We start from the raw sequence: 20455 nt of genomic DNA, 5'->3' as shown, positions 1-20455 counted from the left end.
CCTCGCTTGCAGCGGCCTCTGGCCGCGCCGCTTCCCACTAAGGACGCCCCTCCGTACCGTCGTGTCGCGGTGTGTTCATCCTGTCTGTGCAGTTCGGAACGCCATCACTCGGTAAGCCCTCTCGCGGAGGGCTGCTTGTAGCACCACCGCCAGGATGCCCGCAAGGGTAAATAGCACGCCGCAAGCGGCGCCCTTGCGTTCCTCCCGTCGTCGTTGCTCCTTTGCCCTTGCCGCGATAGAACTCACAGAGAGATGGACAACCACCGAAGGAGAGCAACCAGGATGAACACACAAACGTCAAGACCGCCGCTTCCTGAATCTACAGAAAGATATGAGGAAAAAGAAACCACTATGAGCACTCAGAACGGCATAGCAAAAAAATCGGCCCTAAGTCGTGCGTTCGATAACGCCATACAGGAGGTCGCAATGGCAGAAGAGGCCCACGCCCATTATGGGGAGACGTTTTGTTTTAGGGATGCTGTCCATTATTGGTTATTCAGTTTTTTCAGCAGTTTCAAAAAGCATTAAACCCCCTAGAGCCAGCCGCTGGCTGGCTCTTATCAACCAAGGAGAAATACGATGTATCAGACAGTGTGTAACACGAATGATCGTTTTAGCTGGGATAGCAATACTGAGGCAGTTTACTGGTTGTTAAGGGAAGAGACGGCTATGACCAAGCCAGCCGAAATTTCGTTGGAACGCTACATGGATATGATTGGCACGATGTATCCGCTCGACTGGCGCGGCAATATGGTAAACGAATCGTTCAAGCTGGCCGAAATGTATTGCGGCAATGTGGCTTGTATCTACGCCAAGGTAGGAGATCGTTATTTTGAGTTTCGTGACGTTGTCACTCTGAGCCACGAAGAAATAATCGAACGGATAGAAAAGGAGGTGTTAAGCCAAAACCAGAAATGAAAAAAGCAGACTTGCGTCTGCTCTCTCTGCCGGTTTCGCCCTAGGAAAGTTTAACCGGCTATCAATTATCTATTGGAGTAAAAACTATGAAAATTGACGCTCGTATCATTGCACCAACTGCCAGTTTTGTAAAGCAGCCCCCGAAAAAACAGCAGCGCATAAACCATCCTGCAATTGCTGTAGACGAGATCAGCCTGTCAAGCAAAGCGCGGGCACGCCACATTGCCAAATGCCAGAGCAAAAAAAGGTCGGTCAGAGTACCGGCAATGCTTATCAGTGAACTGGGCCAGTTACTCCGCACGCTGGAACTTAAACGGGCTTATGCCTGATTAAACGCACCGCCCCAATGATGGGGCGGTATTCCATCGAACAGGAGTGATGCAATGAATGAACAAACAGTTTTGAGTGCCACTTATCTGGTTAGGGGCGCACTGGATCGACGCGAAGATTTTATTAAGGCGCTTGAGCGGTCGGCAGTCAGTGAGATGGACATGATTGCGGCCTTGATATCTCAAGCAAAAGGGGTCGAGGCTGTCGCTGAATATGTCTCCGAAAATTATGATTTTTCGGGCGTTTGGTTATATGAAGTAGTAGAGCCTTTTGGAGAGGAATTAATCAAGTTTCATGATATCCCCCACAACGGATTGGCTGCGGATGTTTTGGCCGAACTGCTTTATGGATGGTTGGGGATTGCCCCAGATGAAAAAAACGGTTTCATCGATGCCGTCAAAGATCGCTATCTAAAGTCGTATTAATAGCGCGGGGCTGGGGATGTGCTTGCAGAAAACATCATGGTTAAGGTGATATCAAAATTGAGGAAAAAGTATGTTGAAATTTACAGCAAAGAGTATCAAACCGGTATTGGCAGAGATTAAACATCATGGTGGTTTATTGTTGGTGAAGAATGACGGGGTGTATGTCATGGCAAACAAAGACGAGCAGAATGGGGGCCATACTGTTGCTTATGCCGTTGGACTCGGTCCTGCTGACTTGCCAGACCGAGGTGCATTACATCATGCTTGCGCTGCGGCTTGTGGTGGGGATGATTTTGTCGAATTTCTGAGTTTGCCCCCTTTCATCATGTCTACTTTGGTGGAGGGCTATCACGATCTGATGATTAAAATGAATAAGTGCAACATGAGTGTGGAGTTGTGGCCGAGCGAAGACGCAGCATGAATACGTTGTTGAAAATTAAATAAGCGAAAATATTGAGCCTACCGCCTTCATTATGGGCGGTTTTTTGGTTCGTCTATCGGAGGATACCGGCATTGAGCCGGTACCCCCCGAAAACTCCACGCTTGCAGCGGGCAAAGCCCGCGCCGCTTCAACTGTTGCCACTGATAGTGGCAACGTCAAGGATACCTGGCTGCGCCAGGTTGAGAGTATCTGCATCACTCTTCCAGTCCACAGGCTGAGCACAGAGTGCCTTATGCCGTGACAGACACTAGGCTGGGGCGCCGGAGTCACAAGGGTACGCTTGCGCCGTTATCCTCTCCCGTTCGCACTCCCTCCCTGCGGTCGTTCGCTTGCGCGTGCGGCATGCGGTAACGCCGGATAAAGAGTGACACCAGAAACAAACTCAAAGGAGAATTAATATGCAACGTCTATATACCGGTTTTGGTAATGCGACTGTTATCCGTCAAGAACGCCCACTGACTAATGGTGAGCTAGAAAGATATGTACCGAGTGTTTTCTCGGAAGAAAAACATGAATCGCGCAGCGAACGCTATACTTACATACCTACGATCACCCTTTTGGAGAAACTGCGTGAAGAGGGCTTTCAACCTTTTTATGCCTGTCAAACTCGTGTTCGTGATGAAAACAAGCGCGGACATACTCGCCATATGCTGCGTCTACGTCGAAATGGGTTTAGCAAAAATGATGAAGTTCCCGAAATTATTTTGCTTAACAGTCATGATGGTAGTAGCAGCTATCAAATGATCCCCGGTCTTTTTCGGTTCGTCTGCAATAACGGATTAGTATGCGGTGATACGTTCGGAGATGTGCGTGTCCCGCACAAAGGTGATGTGGCAGGACAAGTTATCGAAGGTGCCTATGAGGTTTTAGGTCTGTTCGATAAAGTGACTGAATCACGAAACGAAATGAAATCCATTATGTTGAATAATGAAGAACAACAGGCTTATGCAGAGGCCGCATTAGAGTACAAATATTCAGACGATCATCAACCTATTACCGCTGACCAGATTTTAAATGCTCGCCGTTGGCAGGATAAAAATACTGATTTATGGACGACTTATCAGCGGGTGCAGGAAAATATGATAAAGGGTGGACTACATGGCATTAATGCGCAAGGTAAGCGCAGTAAAACCCGTGCTGTAAATGGGATTACGGGAGATATAAAACTCAATAATGCTCTTTGGAAATTGGCCGAAGAAATGAAAAAAATTAAAGCCTAATTCACTTTATGGCGGTGCTGATCACACTGCCTATAGGAGCAATTATGAGTAAAGAACTGGAAGTTAAACGCTGTCTGGTTTGCTCTACAGCACACATGACATTTGATGATAATACTGTTCTTGGCCTGTACGGTTGCCGGATTACGCCACATGCCAATTGGGTTTTAGAATATGAATATGGATTTATTATTGATTTGTGGGGCGGGAGAGTCGCTGTGTTGCGTTTGAAACGTATGGGATTATCAAAAACTCTCAGAAAATTTGTTTATCAGATGATGACAAAATATGACATTAAAATGATTCAATTTGATTGCGACGGTGGTGTGATTTCAGGAATGCCAGTCTGCAATTGGTGAAAAATATTTATCCATTAGCAGCACATTGAGTGCCGCTGATGGATATTAATTGATTCGAGACATGAATCTATATTGCATTAAATTTACCCTTTCTGCCGTTCACGGCATTGAGCCATGACCGACAGATTTATCAACTCTGTACTGCCACATTTGTTCCGGTATTTTCTACTTCTGCTTTTTTAATGCTTCTTACTTTCGATAATGAAGCCGCTTTCTTTTTTGTCACAGCTACAGATTTAATGGCTTCCTGAATAGCTCTTTCACTGACAACAATTTCGCAACTTTCCAATGCTGATTTTATATCTTTAGCTGTATACCCTTTTTGCGTAGCCAAGATTAAAATTTGCTCTTTTAATCCTGCCAATACTTCCTTACCCGTGAGACGCTCTGTTCTCAAATCAGGTAATTCAGATAATTGTACTTTCGCTAATTCTAACTGCTCAGTACTGTAATGATTTTTTGCCGCCATATGCCATATTTCCCCATTCTAAAAATTTTAGGTACGACAATAGTATACGGGCGTTTCAAATCAGCACAACTCCGAAAAAAGTTCTCCCATGGTGTAATGACTTCTCAAACCATTTAGGGCAAAATACAAATATCCGGTTTCAAATACGGGACTGGATATCAGTAGAACTGCCTACATTGGCAGTCTGAGATGTCGTAATTCCAGCGACAAAGTCTTGCTGTAATGCCATTTGTAAAGGTACTGGTGACATATTCGTGGTCATGGCAGAGGCTTGAGTCACGATACTGGTGTTGGTTTTTTCAGACAGTGCTTTAATAAATGCCGCAGACCCTTTTCCTTTTCCATCCAGTAGGGTAACCCCACCACTCATCGCATTCTCGGCCGCATTCGCAAATGAACCTGTTAGCATGCCTTTGACGCTGCCGCTGTTAAAGACGCCTGTCAAATCGAACCCCAGGTTTTCCTGATTACGGGCTTCGACACTGTAAACCTGAACATTAAAGACCACTTGCCGGTTAAGCTGTTTATTACGGTCAGCGATATAACGGCCCACAGCTTCAAGTACTTGAGGTGTATCGCTGACCGTTAACATTCCAGCAGAAAGATTCATACGACCCGCTTTAGGCGTCAGCATAGCGGTTACAGTGGTTTTGATATCGTCATATAAACTGGTTTTTATCTTCGTTTCGGTCGATTGTGATGTGTTGTTATCGCCGGCAATACCGCCTGAAGAAGTGGTCCCTCCTGAACTGCCGTTGCTGGTTGTTGTACCGCTGACTGTCGTGGAAGAAAAGACCGTCATGTTATCCATAAAATTGACAGGAAACGTGCGTGTATCAATGTAAAAAATAGTTATTTTACCCTGCTCATAACGCCACGATAGTCCAAGGCGGGTAGTGATGTTATCCAGGAAGCCATCTAGTCCACCTTGCCAGAAAACACCATGCAAAGTGTTACTGGTCGTAGTCATCGGTGTAGCAGAGGGTCCTGACATTGAACCTAATTGTGCCAACGGGATCATGCCCGTAGTCGGATCAGGCGGGGGAATAGAACCGCTCATTGCCTGAGTCGTTGTTCCCCCCGAGCTACCGACCCCTTGGGCATCCGGTGTGATAAATAACGGAATTCGGCAGGTTGTAGAAATGAAAGCACCAATATCTGCAAGGCTAACGTCACCGGCACGACTAAATGTTGGTGCGCACGAAGGGAGTTGGCTCTTTTCGCTGCCTTTTCCGGTGATGGGAGTTGTATTAATCCATTGCGATGTCAGCTCTTGAACGACCTTGCCCTTTCGCATGTCCTCAATCTTGCCAGTAACGATTTTCTGAGTATTTTCAGTATCACTGATCTGAGTATTAATGCGGTCCAGACTTGGGCAGCCCGTCAGTAACAGGCAGGCAAAAATAGGGGCAAGTTTTACCCTTGGTTGTAGCAACATGTGTTCTCCATTAATTGATGTAGACGATTGACCCATCTGGAATTGATGTGGGAGCCATGAGTCCTGTGCTGAGTCCCGCGTGATCAAACAGCTGCCGGTTGTAGACTCGACCTACAAGCGATGAACTCAGTGATGCATTGATTAATGCATTCATGAGTCCAGGATAGTCAGGTTGATAAACCCATGTTTTTCCTTGGGTTATGAGGTTATTGACAGGGCCGAGAGGGAATACTGGTTTTGCGATATCAACCACGCCATCGTTCTGTGGGTGAGTGTAGAGCGTGTCGTTTATCTGGTTGATATAACTTACCGTTGCCACAGCTTGTGCCTGCGCCTCGGTGGTTTGAGTAGACAACGCATTCATTTCAGTGTGCCGGGGCGGGACGAGCGTCAATGTCAACAGACCGACCATAAACACCATCATCCAGTGCGTCATTTTGGCACCTCGTCACTGACGGTCACCTGACACTGCTGACTCCGAGTTCCTGCATACAGCGGCACCGAAGCATTCAGATAAAGGCTAAAAGCACCGTTCAGTGCATCCATAAATGTTCCATGGAACACCAGCGGAGCATCGATACGGTAATTCACGGAAGTTAACCACTCCACGGTCCAGTGTTTAACGTTTGGAAGTGAACATTTCGCTTCGGCAGACCATGTCAAAATTGAGTCTTTGAGGGTGCTACCCGGCGCCATAATCCAGACACGCTGTGCTTCTTTCTCACCAGGCGTGGATATTTTTGCAGAAAGTACTGTTTGGGTTTTCTTCTCTGGAACAGATTTTCCAGTGAATGGATTGCTTTTATTGACTACTTCGGTTTTAAGGGATGGTGCGGTAGTTGTTGTGATCGCGGAGGCTTTGGGTACAAGTGGGACTGTCGTGGATAACGTAGAAACAGAAATCCTTCGATTTGGCCAGTCGATTGATGCTTTTAGTTTTTCCTGCGTAAGCAAACTATTCAGTACATACGGCCACTGATCATTACCGCGCCACTCTAGTGGTCGCCGCACATCGGGCCTAATACCTAGGCCATAACTTTGTTGCCAACCTACTGGCGCTATTCGTGTAACTGCCTGCCTCAGTGTCTGAGCTTGACCCGCGCCCGCCAGCGCTGGAGTGCCCGGTCGTCCATCAGTAAAACTAACAGCGTGTAATCCAGCAATCTTCTGGCCCGACAGCATAGATGATTGTGATTTATTGGCCGCATTTAATACCGGTTTGTTTGCTTTTTGTGGCACAACCGGCAACGGATTCTTAGGTTTTAATCGGACATTGCTGACTAACGCCAGTTCAGCCTGAGCTTGTTGAATAAGAGGGCGCTGTTCTTGTATCAGCGTGGTAACAAATTGTTGTGCCGGAGTTGCAGGGGGCTTGTGATTCGTCAGGGCACAGCCGCTCAACACCATCGGCGCTAATGCCATGGGGATGAGCATTTTCATTGGCGTTTATTCCTGGAGCCGCGTGTTCGACGGGGTTCGTTGGCTATATCGAGGACTTTCTGAGCCAGTTCAGCGCTGTCGATTTGGTAAGCCAGGTCCAAAATGGCGTAAAGGACATGGCGACAAGCAATGGGCCGGTCGAGTCTTCCGGTCAAGTTTACGGCCTGTTCTGTCAGCATTTGGTCATGCTGAACACCCAGGGAATATGTTTTGCGTAGAGACATTCAAGTCACCTCGGTTACGCGGTGGCGTATGCAGGAAAAAAAGACCACCCGACATTACGGGTGGTCAAGAGGTCAGTGGAGACTGAGGGTGCTACTGGGGGTAGGAATGCCGGCGTGGCCTACAAGAGTTCAAATGGGAAATATATTGTGGGAGATAATCTTTACCGGTGTCGTGTGTTTTGTTACCCGGACTACGAACATCATTTTCTAAGGTAAAAGCTTGTAGAACAAAATCATCAGATTGCCATTCAATGACAGGGGGAACATCTTGGACTTGCTTTGACATCTATCCTCCGATTAAGCAGAGAAATACTGAAATCAAATACAACAAACTCATTAGTAGCTAGCGGATTGCCTCGATAAAAGCGAAGAAGAGTGCGCTGCGGACTTCGCCATCCTTTTCATCAACCAACGACTGGATCTGCTGGCGTTGCACGTTATTGAGTGGAATCTGATTCTTATCCCACTGACGTTTTCCGGGATGAATGCTGGCAAATGCCTGCACACAAACCGGCAACCGCATCACACTGTCCGCGACTGTTTCGCGGATAGGCGCGATTTCGCCCGCAAAACGTACCAGATGGCTGATGCCTTGGGAGGTTTCGATTTTAGATGAGTGATGAATTTCGGGATCGAAACAAATAAAGATATAACCAGGAAATAACTGCTCAATGACTTGTCGGTTTTGGCCCGGACGGTCGGCCCGAGGACGATAAGTGCGCATTATTGGACTAAAAGCCATGACATTAATGCGCTCCAGGGGCATCTGGGCTTTGAAGACGTTATCTTTTCCTGCTTTATGGCAAGCGAGATACCAGCGTTCCATGATGTTCCCCGGTGATGAGCGGAAGAATAATGAAAAAGCGCAATGTAATGAGTAAGCTCCGCCAAAATCGAACCCAGTGGATTCAACTGACAAAGACGAGCGATAGTGAAAACGTGCATCGCGGCTCTCCTAACATGCGCTTTAGCCTGGACTGTACCCGACAACCAAGGGCAGAGAGGTACCGGTAGGAAGCTACCAGGCACAGTCCAGGCTAAAGCAAATATACGGGTTTTTGGCGGGTGTAAGTTGGCGGACTTGCAAACCGTTTGAACCTGTACTTAAGTATGGGTTGAATGGTATTTTCAATTTAATATGTTGTAAATTACTTTTTAACGATCATATATCCTGACATGAATGTATAAAACAGTGATAAATAACTATTTACCCCTACTTTTTGATCAAAAGATCTGGGAAAGATCCTTTTTGCAGATCAATTGATCTTTAAAACTAAATAATCAGAATATTTGACTCCCATAGTTACTTTGCTGAGTGGTTAAATGTTGATCGATAACGGGCTAAAAAATTGAGTAATCGGAATGTTCTTGTTTTCTTTTCAAGCTAATTATGTTTGAGGAATGGTTTTTTTTACGGATTTTGTTGGTTGTGTTACTGGAGGGGATACAAAATAATCGTGCGGTAAGATAGGATACGTAAATGGTGGCATTCGGCACAAAAAGAGATCACCAGAGATCCAATTGTTGCAAGCCGGCCAAAATCCGGTAGTATTTACGCATGTTTTTGCTGGGGTTTCTTAGTGGCATAAGCATCTGAGCAGCTATAGAAGAATGAGTAAGGGCGATGTTTTATAACGTCGTTCTGTTACAGGATGGGGCATATCCTTAAATGTCCGGGGTTAGAGGCACCAGATTTATCGGGCCTTAAATGCAAAAACCCCCCGAAATCCTCTCGAACTTGGCGGGACGAAGGATATCAGGGGGTCACAAAGCAGGCGCTGGCCTGTGAGAGATTATAACTCATGCAATCTAGAAAACAATACCCATCCGCCATCTGTGTAGGATGGGGTGAATAGTCAAAGCCAACAGGCAATTCAGGTACATCCTGATCCTCTAAAGCGTACACGGCGCGGCGAATCGAACGCTTTGCGACGTGGACAATCTAAAGTTCATCGGCGTTATACACCCCAGTTGTGTTGCTCTGTGCCTCGAGGCATGGCGGCTAAAGTTGTGGCGCGTATGCAAAGCCATAATTGGCACCGCAATCATGATCTCATTGAACTGCGGCGGGAAGGTTATGTGCCATACACCAAGCGTAATGACCCTTACTTTACGCCAAAGGCAATGCGTATCTCGGCACGTTCTGAAAGCTGTGAAGCACTGACAGCGTTGTCAATGGCACTGGCTGCCAATTGCGATTATAACCCTGACAGTGATTACCCGTTCGAAATCATGGCCCCGTTTGAGCAAATTGCGGCCTCGATGGGGATGTTGCATGTTTATGATAATGGTCGCAAAGCTTACGACAGTCCTTTGCATGCGTTATCCGTGCAAGAACAACTGGGCTATGTGATAGCGCTTCACGGTAAAGATACTGACAGTGGCCAGAACAAGCCGCTGCGACTGTGGCTAACCGAGAAATTCTTCATTTCACGGGGGATTGCCGTTGAAGAGATCCGTCATTGGCTTGGCCAGTTCAAAACGTGGGCGATAAAAAACGGGTTGACTGAAAGTCTGCGTAAGAAATATGAACGGCACCTGTTGCGTGTTGAGCGGATTGGTATTGATCTGAATGACAAACCCTCTCTGAGAAATCGCTTGAAACAAATCAAGCGTTGGGTTGTTAGTCCTGACCTGGCAAAAGAGAAACAAGAGAAAGTGGCTCTTTTAGAAGGGCGACTGGCTGAAATAGACAGTGATAATACCCCGCGCCTCGATCTTATCCTGGATCAGACACAGCAAAATATACGCAGTCTGGCCAAGGCGAAACATAAACGGCAAAACCCGTATTATCAGTCGTATGTTAAATGGTCAACCAGTGGGGCCGTCATGACGCATGAAGTCGTGATGCAAGAACAGGCGTTGCAGAAAGAACAGCCTGGACTCAAACACAGTGACCCTGAAACCTATTACAGACTGTTGCTTGAGCGGGCAGGCATAATCTAGCCCCAATATCCCCCCATTCTGAAGCTTACCGTGCCTGGCGTGGTTTTTGTGTTGGCCAAAAGACTAAAACAGGGTGTTATTTAAATACCCACCGACTCTTCATTTAGCATTATTCTCCCGAATTTATGACTGAGAGTGACGCAATTCAGACAATGCTGGATATTTGTACTATTAACTTCGAGTTGATGTGCTTAGTTTCGTAATTTGTCTTATAAATATCATTAAGTTCGAATGTTATTACTGAACAAAAGAAGCCTCTAAATAGAGGAGTACTTTTCGAGCGGCTAAAGCCAGCTCTCTAAAGTAGCTCCCCTCGCTTCGCTCAGGGCAAATTACACATTGGCAATACAGAAAAAAGACAATAATAAGTAGCTCCCGGCTAAAGCCGGGCAAAAGGACTTCGCATAACCATAAGTTATTAACTAGGATTAATCCTACACATCAGTTTCAGTCGCTAGTTCTTTCTTTTGTCTCCGACCGTTAAACTAATTCATTGCTGTAAGATTAGTTAAACGGCTCTCGCACAGCTCAAGCCTCAAAAAGATAGGTCTAGCAGGATGGGGGAGGTAACGGGATTATGAAAGCTTGGAACCGCTACGCGGGTCACCGGCGACCCTTACCAATAGCGTTTATCTTTTACATTGTTGTCGCCTGCATACGGCATAGCCGTATTGATCAGTATTCGATCAATCATGAACGATGGATCGGGTTTAACACTGGTTTTACAGGCAGGCAAAGTGCTATTCCAAAAAAAATGACGTAGGATTATGGGTTTAGCCATGAATTCAGATTGCCAGGTTTCTATGTCCACGTTGTTTATTGATTTACTAATCAAACCGCGTAAAAGATTTACGATAAAAACCCGCACGCATGATGCATTCGTACAATGCCTGGTTGCATACGTGCAATTACACTATGCGAAAGAGCCTGGTTGGTCATTGTACAAATATGGTACAAGCTGGGGATGTTTATGCCAGGTAGTTACACGGCCCTTTCTTAGCTGGCTTGAAAAGTTTAGAGATAACCCACGTATTAATGAAATCCTAGATACTTTTTTACCTCATATTCCAGAAAATGGAAATGAGCTCGATCCTCCAATAGCGGTATACATCCCGCTTTACTGGTTCTGTATAACAATGCCTCCTGTTCGTGATCAAATACGGGACATGTGGCTGGGTAAGACTACTCATACTGTTTTGACTGCCTCACCGCCGCGCATTACAGTGCCATCCCTAAGGCCTTCCGATTACTATCTACTGTATGAGGGACGGGTTGTAGCTCAGGATTTACAGCAACATTTCCAGCGGTGCTTAAATGAGAATATCCCTTTTATTGGGGTGTGGCATTATCGACCTAAACAACATACTTATGCGCACAGGTATGACATTCTCTTCTCCTGGGAGCCTTTTATAAAAAGCCATCCCCATATATTTGATAATCCAAAGTACCCTAGTATTGATAAGGTTATCCTGCGGCGTATTACACAAATCCTCAAAGATAACAAATCATACGATGGTTTTGAAAAAGCACAGATACAGAGCCAGTTAACTAAAGGGCAGCTCAATATTCTCAAATTGAATTTTATGGCAGCGGAACAGCTGACTCTAGATCTGGTAAAGCTAACGCTGCAGCTGATTGAGGAAATGGAACAAAAGTTAGAAACTACCGAGGCTTTGGGAACAAAACTGGGGGTATTGGAATAATTAACTAGGGCGCTATTATCTAAGCGCCCTGGATATTTTTTTAACTATTTCTACGCTGATTTAGAAGTTCAATGGCGGATTCCATTTCTGCGTATAATCTCTCCAAATCACTTCCTTTATGTACATTAGTACACCAGTGAGACAATATTGAATATGCAGCACTTGGATCATTAATTTGCTCGTTTTTTCTTCTCAATTTATAAAACTGAACAAGACAAACAAAAATCAATGTAATAAATAATAAAACCAGAGTCGTTATAGTTGCAATGTGCACAAAAACCTCAATTTAATATAAAAATTGGAAAGGTATTTCAAAAAGTGTCACAATTTAATATGCGACTACTAAGTACTATATCTTTAATCTTAACTGTTGTTAAAGCTAAATATAATTTATTATCATATACATTAATGATAGTTAATGCGGCTCCGTTATCTGATAGGCCGAATGTATTGGTACCTTCGAATGTGATACCATTACCCCATAATTTATATGATTGCATTAACTTATAAATCCCTAATTTATTTCGACTTAAAATGTCATTTTTTATGCTAGCATTTAACTTATTTACTCCCTCGATAGCAAGGGTGGTAGCTAATGGTTCGAAGTCTCCATTTTTTGAAATACCCTCTAAACTAACCTTATGATTTATTTTACCATTTTCTTTAAGCGCATTTGTTAAAACTTCATCAGTAAGGACCTGGTTTTTAGAGTCCGGTTTAATAACGAGGACATTGTGTCTAAGTGTAGAAAGTCTCAAACTGTCGGCGACAGTTGCAGTTGTAAATCCGGTAGATTCTAATTTTTTAACTGTATTTGTTAAAGCTAAGTCGTCTTTATATGATAGTTCATATATAACAACAGTTTCTAAGTGAAATTTATTATCTTGAAAATTAATTTTAATTTCTGGAATGTTGAGTCCAGGAGATTTGTTCACGTTACTTTGAGAGTGAACTATTGGCGTTAAGAGTAAAAAATAAGAGTTAAGCATTTTAGTAGAGTATTCATAATAATCCTTATGTGTTGATAATAGAGTTATCGGCCTAATTATATAAATCTTTATACCTTTTGATGATTAACTTATCAGTAATAGATGTGAGAGGGGAATCTATGTTTGGATTAATATTATATATAATGTCGATAATAGTTGGGTATGTGGTTTTATATCTTATATAAGTGCATCTAATAACTTTAATGAATAAAGGGAATTGTCATGAGTGAATATTGTTTTGATGGGATAAATTCAAATGGAGCTTGCGCTCAATGCCCTGCTTAGTGGTGTAAGGCGGCAGTTTGGATATCGAAAATAATTGTACGTTAAGACTAATTTTTGACCTGTTCTACCTGAACGTCGCACAGTGGTAGGAGAGCATGAAATTGTGTGGGGCAATGACGTAACACGTTGATGGAATAGCCATGTTTTTCTCACCCACAATCTGCTTTTACTACAAATCTAGCTTTCTATGATGTGACCAGTATCATGGCGTGCCCCATGTTTTTTCATGCTCTCCATTCACCACCGCCGACCCACTGTGCGCTTGTGTCGGCGAAAAACCTTATCCAGCAGCGGCACCAGGCGGATAACCCAACGGAGTAACGTGGAATAGTCAACGGCAATACCGCGCTCTGCCATCATCTCCTCGAGATTACGCAGGCTGAGGGCATAAGCGAGATACCAGCGAACACATTGCGCGATAACATCAGTGGGGTAATGCAGGCGACGGAAGGCTTTTCGGATTAGAGACATGGGCAAGCAACATCGTAAAAAAAAACAGCATGTTGCCTGACGACGCCTTAATACGACAGAGCCCTTAGGTTTGGTGACGTAATTGACGGGCTTACTGTGTTGGTGAAGATGAATTTGAAAGGAAAGATAAGAAATGTTAAACTGAAGAGCCCGGTCAGCAGTGACTTTTTGCTTATCCTGTCTGACCGGAACATTTTTCCCTGGTGTTGGCTGAATTAGCTACCTGACCGATAGGTCAGGTTTTTTTTATCATTCGCCTAACGAGTGTTATTATAAGTTGTGTCTCTTGATTCGTAAGCTGTTTTTAAGTCTCATGAATACCTATACTTAAGTTCAGGTTCTATCGCTAAAAGGGAAATTAGACTGCAACGGAGCTTGTATGTTTTCTGTCTTCAATGAAAATCAGACCATAACGGAAACGCTCCGTGAGTATATAGACAGAAAACTGTCCTCATTTGGGCAGCTGGAATACTCTTATATGGTCGTTAGCAAAAAAAATCCTTCAGATGTGCTTATTATTTCCACTTATCCTGATGAATGGGTAGAGCTCTACCGTACTAACAACTTTCAACTCACTGACCCGGTGATATTGAGCGCGTTCAGGCGTACATCTCCCTTTTCATGGGACGAAAACATTACCCTTATGTCTGATCTGAAGTTCACCAAAATCTTTTCCCTCGCTAAACATTACAATATCGCCAATGGCTTCACTTTTGTGTTACATGACCATATGAATAACCTAGCGTTGTTGTCGGTCATTATTGCCAGCAACGGACAAGGGGACTTGGAAGCGCGGCTCTCGTCTGAACGCGGGGAAATACAGATATTGCTGATAGATATTAATGAGCAGATGTATCGTCTTGCCGGTGCTAGCTCATCCGGTAGGCAAAGACATAATGTTGATACGGTAAAACCCATTTTCACCCTGCGGGAAAACGAAGTGCTGTATTGGTCCAGTATGGGAAAAACTTATGGGGAGATTGCCGCCATAGCGGGTATTTCCGTGAGTACGGTGAAGTTTCATATGGGCAATATTGTATCCAAACTGTGCGTCAACAACGCCCGCCAGGCAATCCGGCTGGGCGTTGAGCTAGGACTTATTACACCGGCAGCGACAGCGGCCAGGTAATAACTGAGGCCGCGGGGTAGCCGAGCTCGCTGATGAGCCCTGATGCCATCTGATCCCGCTCCTCCACTGCAGTTGGCAAAAACACCAGATAGATACGCTCCCGCTCACTGAGGAAGGCCTCTTTAAGCGTCCTTATCTGCCATCCTGAACGTTTCAGGATAGTCAGCATCGGCCGGCTTACAATGGTGTGAATGCCGTCGCGTTCGTTGTGACGAGCCCAGTTGATCATGGCAAGAAACAGGATCTGACTTACCGGATAGCGTCTGCCAAGTAGTTGCTGTGCACGGTCTTTGTCGACAAAGAAACGGCTTGATTCTATACCGCCGAGAGGAAGCGGGACTGTGTCAAAACAGGCCCGAAATGTGTGAGTTATCATGTTGGGTTGTTCAAGGCCAGTAAAGCGCACACTGCAGACCAGCTGGCCATTGTACAGGCCAAGAATATAGCGCGTTTCAGGATTATCGAATTCATCAAACTCCATATCGGCATTGCACACCACGTTCCATCCCAGCCGGTCACTGAAAGTTTTTTTTCTCAGCCGATAAAGTTCATTCGAGTGCGTTACCTTCAGCTCATCATAGCTAACGTCAAACAGTTCAAGCACTCCATCGAAAGTCTGTGTTTCCATTCCTTTTTTATTCATTGTTTGCTGAACCTCGGATCCTCTAATTGTTTGTCTTGATGTTTTAAATTCACAAGCCACACTTACTATGCTGTTTGAAGCCCTGCGGTGCGGAAGTGTGTACGTTAAGGTAACAACCCTCTGATTTAATTGAAATCGTAATTTTTAAGTATACCATAATGGTTATTCGACGCTGCTAGCGTTATGGGCTTGTTGCAAAAAATGGAGTTGTCATGAAAACTGAGGCTATTCATCCCTTATTCAGTGAACCCACATGACCCCTAGCGATTTCAAATGGAAACATTTTGCACCCGAGATCATCCTGTGGTGCTTACGTTGGTACGGTTCAACCCCGATGAGTTATGTCAATGTCAGCGATATGCTGGCAGAGCGTGGGATTTCCGTTCATCGCTCTACCATTTACCGTTGGTTTATTGAATATGCACCCATACTTCGTCAGAAATTGAAACGATATCAATTTATGCATGCCGACTCCTCATGACAACTCGATGAAACCTATATCAAAGTCAACGGAAAATGGTTTTATCTCTATCGCGCCATCAATAAGCACGGTACTACATTAGATTTTTACTTTTCGCCTAAACGAAATAAAAATGCTGCCTATCAATTCCTTAAACGGGTGTTAAAGCCCTATCCTGTTGAAAGACAGCCGAAAATACTCAATACCGATAAACATTCTTCATACGGTTACGCTATTACTCGTTTGATGAAAGAAGGAAAGCTACGGGATGATGCAAAGCAGCGGCAAGTCAAATACCTGAATAATCGTATCGAGTCTGACCATGCACCCATCAAAAAATTGGTAAAAGCGGCCGGGGGGTTCAAACGGCCAAATCGAGCGTGGTCAACGCTTCAGGGATTTGAAACATTGCGACGACTGAATAAAGGTCAATTTGATATTTGGCTACGCCGTGACGAACCTGAATGTCTAGTGCGGGAAAGATCCGCCTTTATGAATCGGCTCTTTAACATTGAGACGGTTTTAGCCTAATTATTCCACCCATCAATGAGTAAAATCACCGACTCTCATTATTTGCAACAAGCCTGTTCAGGGACGTTTGGAGTTAGCTTACTGACGAACTCTCTTCAGGAGTGGCAAGCCCCGCATCACAGGCAAAATATTCGTTGCTATTTGGGTTCAGACTCCCCAATAAAACCGATATTGCACAGCTCACCGATTGGTTAACTGAATTTACCGAAGGCGATTGACTCACTGACAAACTGGCGTTCTCCGGCCGCTTTCAGAAAATGGCCAAGATTTTCAGCAGACACCAGGCTTGCGATAGTTTGCTGCAGCTGAAGAATATAAATGTCCTGCTGTTCGGCAGAAGCCTGCTTATCAATGTCCATCCGCAACGCCGGGTGCTCTGACAGCGGAGGAAGCAAAGATTTGATGAAATCGATCCCGTTACGCCGCCTGAACGCAAAAGAGATGTGCAGTGAATGGGAGTCACTCGGCTCTGGTGCATGCCAGTGGCCACGCGGCAAATACAAAAAGTCATTACTTTTTAGGATCAGGCTCTCTGCGGGCGGACCTTCAGGAGGTGACATACGACTTTTATTCTCTGTGACAGGGAACAGAAAGTCAGGTGTCCAGAGATCCCATTTTTTTCTGCCGCTGAGCTGAAAGATCAGGGTGTCACTGTCATCCCAGTGCGTGGTAAATCCTTTCGTGCCACCGGTGCTGAAAAAGACTGTTGCGCCGGTTTTTTCCTGAAATTCAGTGGCTATGGCCTCAGCAATGTGTCGCACTTTGCTGGATAAGTCTTCGACAAAATCCAGTACCAAGGTAGCCCCGTCTCTCAATTCCCTCATGACGCGGTTTGGGATCAATTTCATGACAGGTTCACCCAGCGCTGAATGCGACCGCGCATTATATTCCACCGGGTTTAAGGGTTTTCCGACACGGACAAGACGGCAACGGTGAAACGACAGACGCCGGGTGTTGATAATGTCCTGTAACCCGTCCAGAGTTAGAATTGTGCCAGCCACCTCCTTGTGCATTTTGCCGCGGTAGACGGTATTTCGCGAAAAACATCCCAGAAATGCCTTGTACTGGTCCGGGCCAAGCAGGGAGGCCAGAGTGAGCATCATTTGTGTGTTATCCATATTATCTTCTTCCACTGAACGCCTCCGGGTAGGTTTTTTCGTAGTAGCCTTTCATTTCGGTCTCTTCGAGGGACAGGGCCTTTTTCAGATGCCATGACCAGAGGAGAACTGGCGCCACCAGGATCACGGCGATCCCAGAAAATACGGCGAAGGGAGTGACGCCAAGCCAGTGAATGTACCAGCCGGCAATGACCACACCGAAAGGGTTAGCCAGACTTGAGAGAAACGCCGCCATTGCACTCATTCGTGTCCGGTAATGCCCAGGTGTGGCAGTCGATCGTAGAGTGCTGAGGTTGACATTGATAAAGATGAACGCCAGACCACTAAAGAAGGCCAGGGCAATGGAAACATAGATGTTAGGTGCCATCACAATTCCGATGACACTCCCGCCTAGCAGTACAAACCCAGAGACTACATTCCAGAAGCGTCCAACCAGTTCCCTAATAGCCGTGTTCAGATACAGGCTGCCCGCCAACAGTCCGAGGGCAAATGAAAACTCAAATGCACCAAGATAAGACGCCGGCAGTTGCAGTTCAGTACTTATCCAGAATGGTACCGTCACCGAAAAGAAGGGGAACATGGTAAAATTGATGACCGAGGAAATTAAGGCGATATGAAACTCTGATTTCACACGGTAAATGGCAGTAAACCCCCCTTTCGTTTTGCTGAACCAGCTTTCACCACTGAGCGCCAAGGATGCAGGCACGGGTTTTTTCGCGAGCACAATAAAGGCCAGGCACGAGAGTCCCTGCAGCACGGCGGCGACATACAGCGCCACACCTACAGAAAACAATGAGATGAGTGAGGCGGCCAGTACCGGTCCGGACAACATAATCACTGAATTGATGGCTGAACGACTGGAAATCGCCCGGGATATTTCCCCCTCTCCGACCAGATCGGGTATCAATCCCATGATAGTGGGTTCTCTGACCGAGACCACGGCACTCATGACAATTAGACCTGTGGTCACGGCAATGATGTGAAAGTGACCAGCTGTATTGGCGAGGCAAAACAGAATAATCATTGTCAGAACAGCGAGCTGGCAGAAAACGATGAATTTTATCCGGTGAAACTGATCGCCAAAAGAGGCCAGGAAAGGCTTTAGATAAACCTCTGCGGCAACCGAAAATGCGATCAGGGATGAAAATGCGACCGCCGAATTCGTTTCCTTTAAACACCACCAAGCCAGGGCTAGGCGGAACACATGGCCAGAAAACAGGCTGAAGGTAGTGCCGGTTTGTAACAGGAAAAATCCGGGGCCGAGCCGCATGAACGCATCAATTTTCATGGCGAGTATCAAACTCCTGCAGTTGATTCCGTTCGTGCGGAGTCAGTCCCATTACGCCACCTTTGAGGCTAAATACGCGACTGAAACCTTGATCCTGAAGAAAAAGTATCGCCCGCTGACTGCGGCTGCCGGATTTGCAGTAACACACGATTGGAAGCGTCTGCGGCAATTCTTCAAGACGTTCAGGTAGCTCTCTTAAAGGGATATGTACGCCACCGATGGAAACCGATTCACGTTCAGCCTGTTCTCTAACATCCAGCAAGATCAGTGACGGAACACTGGATTTCATACGAATAAGGTACGAGAAACTGATATTTTCCAGAGTCTCTGTCTGCGCGGCTAATTCATTGACCTGTATGGAACTGCGCGGCTTCAGACGAAGCAGGGAGGAACGATTGCTGAGGGCATCGTAAGTCATGACCCGATCGCAGAGCACATCCCCCATACCTGTTACAATCTTGAGAACCTCTCCGGCCTGCATTGTGCCGAGGATCCCCGGCAATACACCCAGGACGCCTGCCTCACTGCAGTTTTCACGAAATTCAGCCGGTGGTGGTGCCGGAAACAAATCCCGGTAGCTCAGGGAAGTGCCGGTTGTTCCCCTGTAGTGAAAAACCGCCAATTGTCCCTCAAACTGAAAAATGGACGCATACACCAGCGGTTTCTGCAGTTCATCACAGATATCATTAAGCAGATATTTGGCCTCAAAATTATCGGTACAGTCCACAACGATATCGTATTGGCTGAGGAGCCCCTTGGCATTGACGGCATTGACCCGTTCCTGGTTGACCTCAATGTCGATAAAGGGGTTCAGGGCAGACAGGCGCTTAGCGGCGAGAATGGCTTTACTTTCACCAATGTTCTGGTGACTGAACAGAACCTGCCGTGGAAGATTACTGGCACTGATCACGCCATGATCAGCAATGCCTATGTGTCCGATACCCGCCCCAGCAAGATAAAGCAGACAGGGTGCGCCAAGGCCACCGCTGCCTATCACCAGAACGCGGGCGGCTTTCAGCTTTAACTGCGTTTTTTCATCAAAACCCGGCAACGAAAAGTGCCGCAGATAATACTCCTGCTCACTAACGGACAAGTGACTCATCTTAGCCTCCGGCCACAGCAACAATAATCTGGATCCGTGAATGGGGAAGCACCGGCATGCGTAAGTCGTCGGCCATTTTTTCATTCACAAAGATATTCACAAAATTACGCAGCGTCCGGTCCTGATTATAAATCTGTGCCTTCAGCATAGGGTGAGACTGCACTAGATCGTCGAGTGCCTGCTCAATGGTGGTTGCCTCACTGATAAAGTCACCTGTCAGGTTGGTGTAGTTCATCAGCTGTCTTGGCAGTGTTAATTTAACCATAACGTATCTTTTCTCCCATCACTTGGACGATATCTTTTCCTGTCGGCTTTAACTCACGCATAACCATGAGTTGTTCCATGCATCCGGAGTAATACATCTTCAGCCATGCAAAACGCTCTTCCTCCTCCGGCGATAATTTCACGATGGTGTTCTTTTTTTGATAATAGACCAGCGTGCAGGCAGCAAAGTGAGACGCAAAAATGACGGCACTGTTGCAAAAATCTGGTGATGATAAGCTAAAGCGTCATTTCGGCTGAAGGAGA

General features: G+C 45.7%; 22 protein-coding genes and 2 pseudogenes. 11 read left to right on the top strand and 13 right to left on the bottom strand.

What is annotated here, in order from left to right; all coding sequences use genetic code 11:
- Positions 1-282 precede the first annotated feature (282 nt).
- The 7 genes from V1956_RS24200 (at position 283) to V1956_RS24170 (ending at position 3691) form a co-directional block, all read left to right on the top strand.
- Positions 283-528 carry a hypothetical protein gene (locus V1956_RS24200; RefSeq protein ID WP_442825878.1) on the top strand — a complete coding sequence of 82 codons (246 nt, stop codon included), beginning with the start codon at positions 283-285 and terminating at the stop codon, positions 526-528.
- A gap of 141 nt (positions 529-669) precedes the next feature.
- Positions 670-918, top strand: a complete 249-nt coding sequence (locus V1956_RS24195; RefSeq protein ID WP_442825877.1) for a hypothetical protein — start codon at positions 670-672, stop codon at positions 916-918.
- Positions 919-1004: 86 nt separating this feature from the next.
- A complete protein-coding gene (locus tag V1956_RS24190; protein WP_442825876.1) occupies positions 1005-1247 on the top strand; it encodes a hypothetical protein in 243 nt (80 codons plus the stop codon).
- A gap of 54 nt (positions 1248-1301) precedes the next feature.
- On the top strand, positions 1302-1673 hold the full coding sequence (locus tag V1956_RS24185; RefSeq protein WP_442825875.1) for a hypothetical protein: 372 nt from the start codon (positions 1302-1304) through the stop codon (positions 1671-1673).
- 70 nt (positions 1674-1743) lie between these two features.
- Positions 1744-2094, top strand: coding sequence for a DUF3085 domain-containing protein (locus V1956_RS24180; protein ID WP_301213100.1), 351 nt, complete (start codon positions 1744-1746; stop codon positions 2092-2094).
- Positions 2095-2513: 419 nt separating this feature from the next.
- Positions 2514-3335 (top strand): DUF932 domain-containing protein, encoded by an 822-nt coding sequence (locus tag V1956_RS24175; RefSeq protein WP_145544671.1) that lies wholly within the window; start codon positions 2514-2516, stop codon positions 3333-3335.
- Positions 3336-3379: 44 nt separating this feature from the next.
- Positions 3380-3691 carry a DUF5983 family protein gene (locus tag V1956_RS24170; RefSeq protein WP_145559209.1) on the top strand — a complete coding sequence of 104 codons (312 nt, stop codon included), beginning with the start codon at positions 3380-3382 and terminating at the stop codon, positions 3689-3691.
- 130 nt (positions 3692-3821) lie between these two features.
- Here the strand turns inward: V1956_RS24170 and V1956_RS24165 are convergent, their stop codons facing one another.
- From V1956_RS24165 to V1956_RS24145, 5 genes are all read right to left on the bottom strand, one after another.
- Positions 3822-4160, bottom strand: a complete 339-nt coding sequence (locus V1956_RS24165) for a mobilization protein MobC (protein ID WP_442825874.1) — start codon at positions 4158-4160, stop codon at positions 3822-3824.
- Positions 4161-4299: 139 nt separating this feature from the next.
- The gene (locus V1956_RS24160) at positions 4300-5598 is read right to left on the bottom strand and encodes a secretin N-terminal domain-containing protein (protein ID WP_442825873.1); all 1299 of its coding nucleotides are present in this window, start codon (positions 5596-5598) and stop codon (positions 4300-4302) included.
- A 10-nt stretch (positions 5599-5608) separates the two neighbouring features.
- Positions 5609-6034 (bottom strand): type IV pilus biogenesis protein PilM, encoded by a 426-nt coding sequence (gene pilM, locus V1956_RS24155; protein WP_442825872.1) that lies wholly within the window; start codon positions 6032-6034, stop codon positions 5609-5611.
- Positions 6031-7038: a TcpQ domain-containing protein gene (locus V1956_RS24150; protein WP_442825871.1), complete on the bottom strand. Its 1008-nt coding sequence runs from the start codon at positions 7036-7038 to the stop codon at positions 6031-6033. The genes pilM and V1956_RS24150 overlap by 4 nt, the downstream gene beginning before the upstream one ends.
- A gap of 567 nt (positions 7039-7605) precedes the next feature.
- Entirely contained in the window at positions 7606-8088 is a 483-nt protein-coding gene (locus V1956_RS24145) for a transcription termination/antitermination NusG family protein (protein WP_442825870.1), read from the bottom strand.
- 1022 nt (positions 8089-9110) lie between these two features.
- Between V1956_RS24145 and V1956_RS24140 the strand changes: the two genes are divergently transcribed.
- Positions 9111-10208, top strand: a complete 1098-nt coding sequence (locus V1956_RS24140; protein ID WP_442825869.1) for a Replication protein — start codon at positions 9111-9113, stop codon at positions 10206-10208.
- A 779-nt stretch (positions 10209-10987) separates the two neighbouring features.
- Complete coding sequence (locus V1956_RS24135; RefSeq protein ID WP_442825868.1) at positions 10988-11911, top strand: hypothetical protein; 924 nt, start codon at positions 10988-10990, stop codon at positions 11909-11911.
- A gap of 311 nt (positions 11912-12222) precedes the next feature.
- On the opposite strand, the gene V1956_RS24130 is transcribed toward V1956_RS24135, so the two are convergent.
- Positions 12223-12846, bottom strand: coding sequence for a hypothetical protein (locus tag V1956_RS24130; RefSeq protein ID WP_442825867.1), 624 nt, complete (start codon positions 12844-12846; stop codon positions 12223-12225).
- 579 nt (positions 12847-13425) lie between these two features.
- A pseudogene (locus V1956_RS24125) lies at positions 13426-13656 on the bottom strand (IS6 family transposase); the annotation flags it as partial.
- A gap of 379 nt (positions 13657-14035) precedes the next feature.
- On the opposite strand from V1956_RS24125, the gene V1956_RS24120 reads away from it, so the two are divergent.
- Positions 14036-14785, top strand: a complete 750-nt coding sequence (locus V1956_RS24120) for a helix-turn-helix transcriptional regulator (RefSeq protein ID WP_420071486.1) — start codon at positions 14036-14038, stop codon at positions 14783-14785.
- Here the strand turns inward: V1956_RS24120 and V1956_RS24115 are convergent.
- Complete coding sequence (locus V1956_RS24115; protein WP_025380208.1) at positions 14757-15389, bottom strand: acyl-homoserine-lactone synthase; 633 nt, start codon at positions 15387-15389, stop codon at positions 14757-14759. The two genes, V1956_RS24120 and V1956_RS24115, sit on opposite strands and share 29 nt — an antisense overlap.
- 292 nt (positions 15390-15681) lie before the next feature.
- Here V1956_RS24115 and V1956_RS24110 point away from each other — a divergent pair.
- Positions 15682-16419, top strand: a pseudogene (locus V1956_RS24110) (IS6 family transposase).
- Positions 16420-16610: 191 nt separating this feature from the next.
- Here the strand turns inward: V1956_RS24110 and V1956_RS24105 are convergent.
- The 5 genes from V1956_RS24105 to V1956_RS24085 all read right to left on the bottom strand — a co-directional run bounded on the left by V1956_RS24105 (position 16611) and on the right by V1956_RS24085 (position 20334).
- The gene (locus V1956_RS24105; protein WP_442825906.1) at positions 16611-17243 is read right to left on the bottom strand and encodes a JmjC domain-containing protein; all 633 of its coding nucleotides are present in this window, start codon (positions 17241-17243) and stop codon (positions 16611-16613) included.
- Between the two features lie 295 nt (positions 17244-17538).
- The gene (locus tag V1956_RS24100; protein WP_442825866.1) at positions 17539-18825 is read right to left on the bottom strand and encodes an MFS transporter; all 1287 of its coding nucleotides are present in this window, start codon (positions 18823-18825) and stop codon (positions 17539-17541) included.
- Positions 18815-19927 carry a ThiF family adenylyltransferase gene (locus V1956_RS24095; RefSeq protein ID WP_442825865.1) on the bottom strand — a complete coding sequence of 371 codons (1113 nt, stop codon included), beginning with the start codon at positions 19925-19927 and terminating at the stop codon, positions 18815-18817. The genes V1956_RS24100 and V1956_RS24095 overlap by 11 nt, the downstream gene beginning before the upstream one ends.
- Position 19928: 1 nt before the next feature.
- A complete protein-coding gene (locus V1956_RS24090; protein WP_442825864.1) occupies positions 19929-20192 on the bottom strand; it encodes a MoaD/ThiS family protein in 264 nt (87 codons plus the stop codon).
- Positions 20185-20334 (bottom strand): hypothetical protein, encoded by a 150-nt coding sequence (locus tag V1956_RS24085; protein WP_420071483.1) that lies wholly within the window; start codon positions 20332-20334, stop codon positions 20185-20187. Before V1956_RS24085 ends, V1956_RS24090 begins: the two co-directional genes overlap by 8 nt.
- Positions 20335-20455: the final 121 nt, after the last annotated feature.

Source organism: Yersinia sp. 2540 StPb PI (assembly GCF_052217165.1).
Taxonomy (GTDB): domain Bacteria; phylum Pseudomonadota; class Gammaproteobacteria; order Enterobacterales; family Enterobacteriaceae; genus Yersinia; species Yersinia enterocolitica_E.
This window is presented reverse-complemented; position numbering and strand designations above follow the sequence as displayed.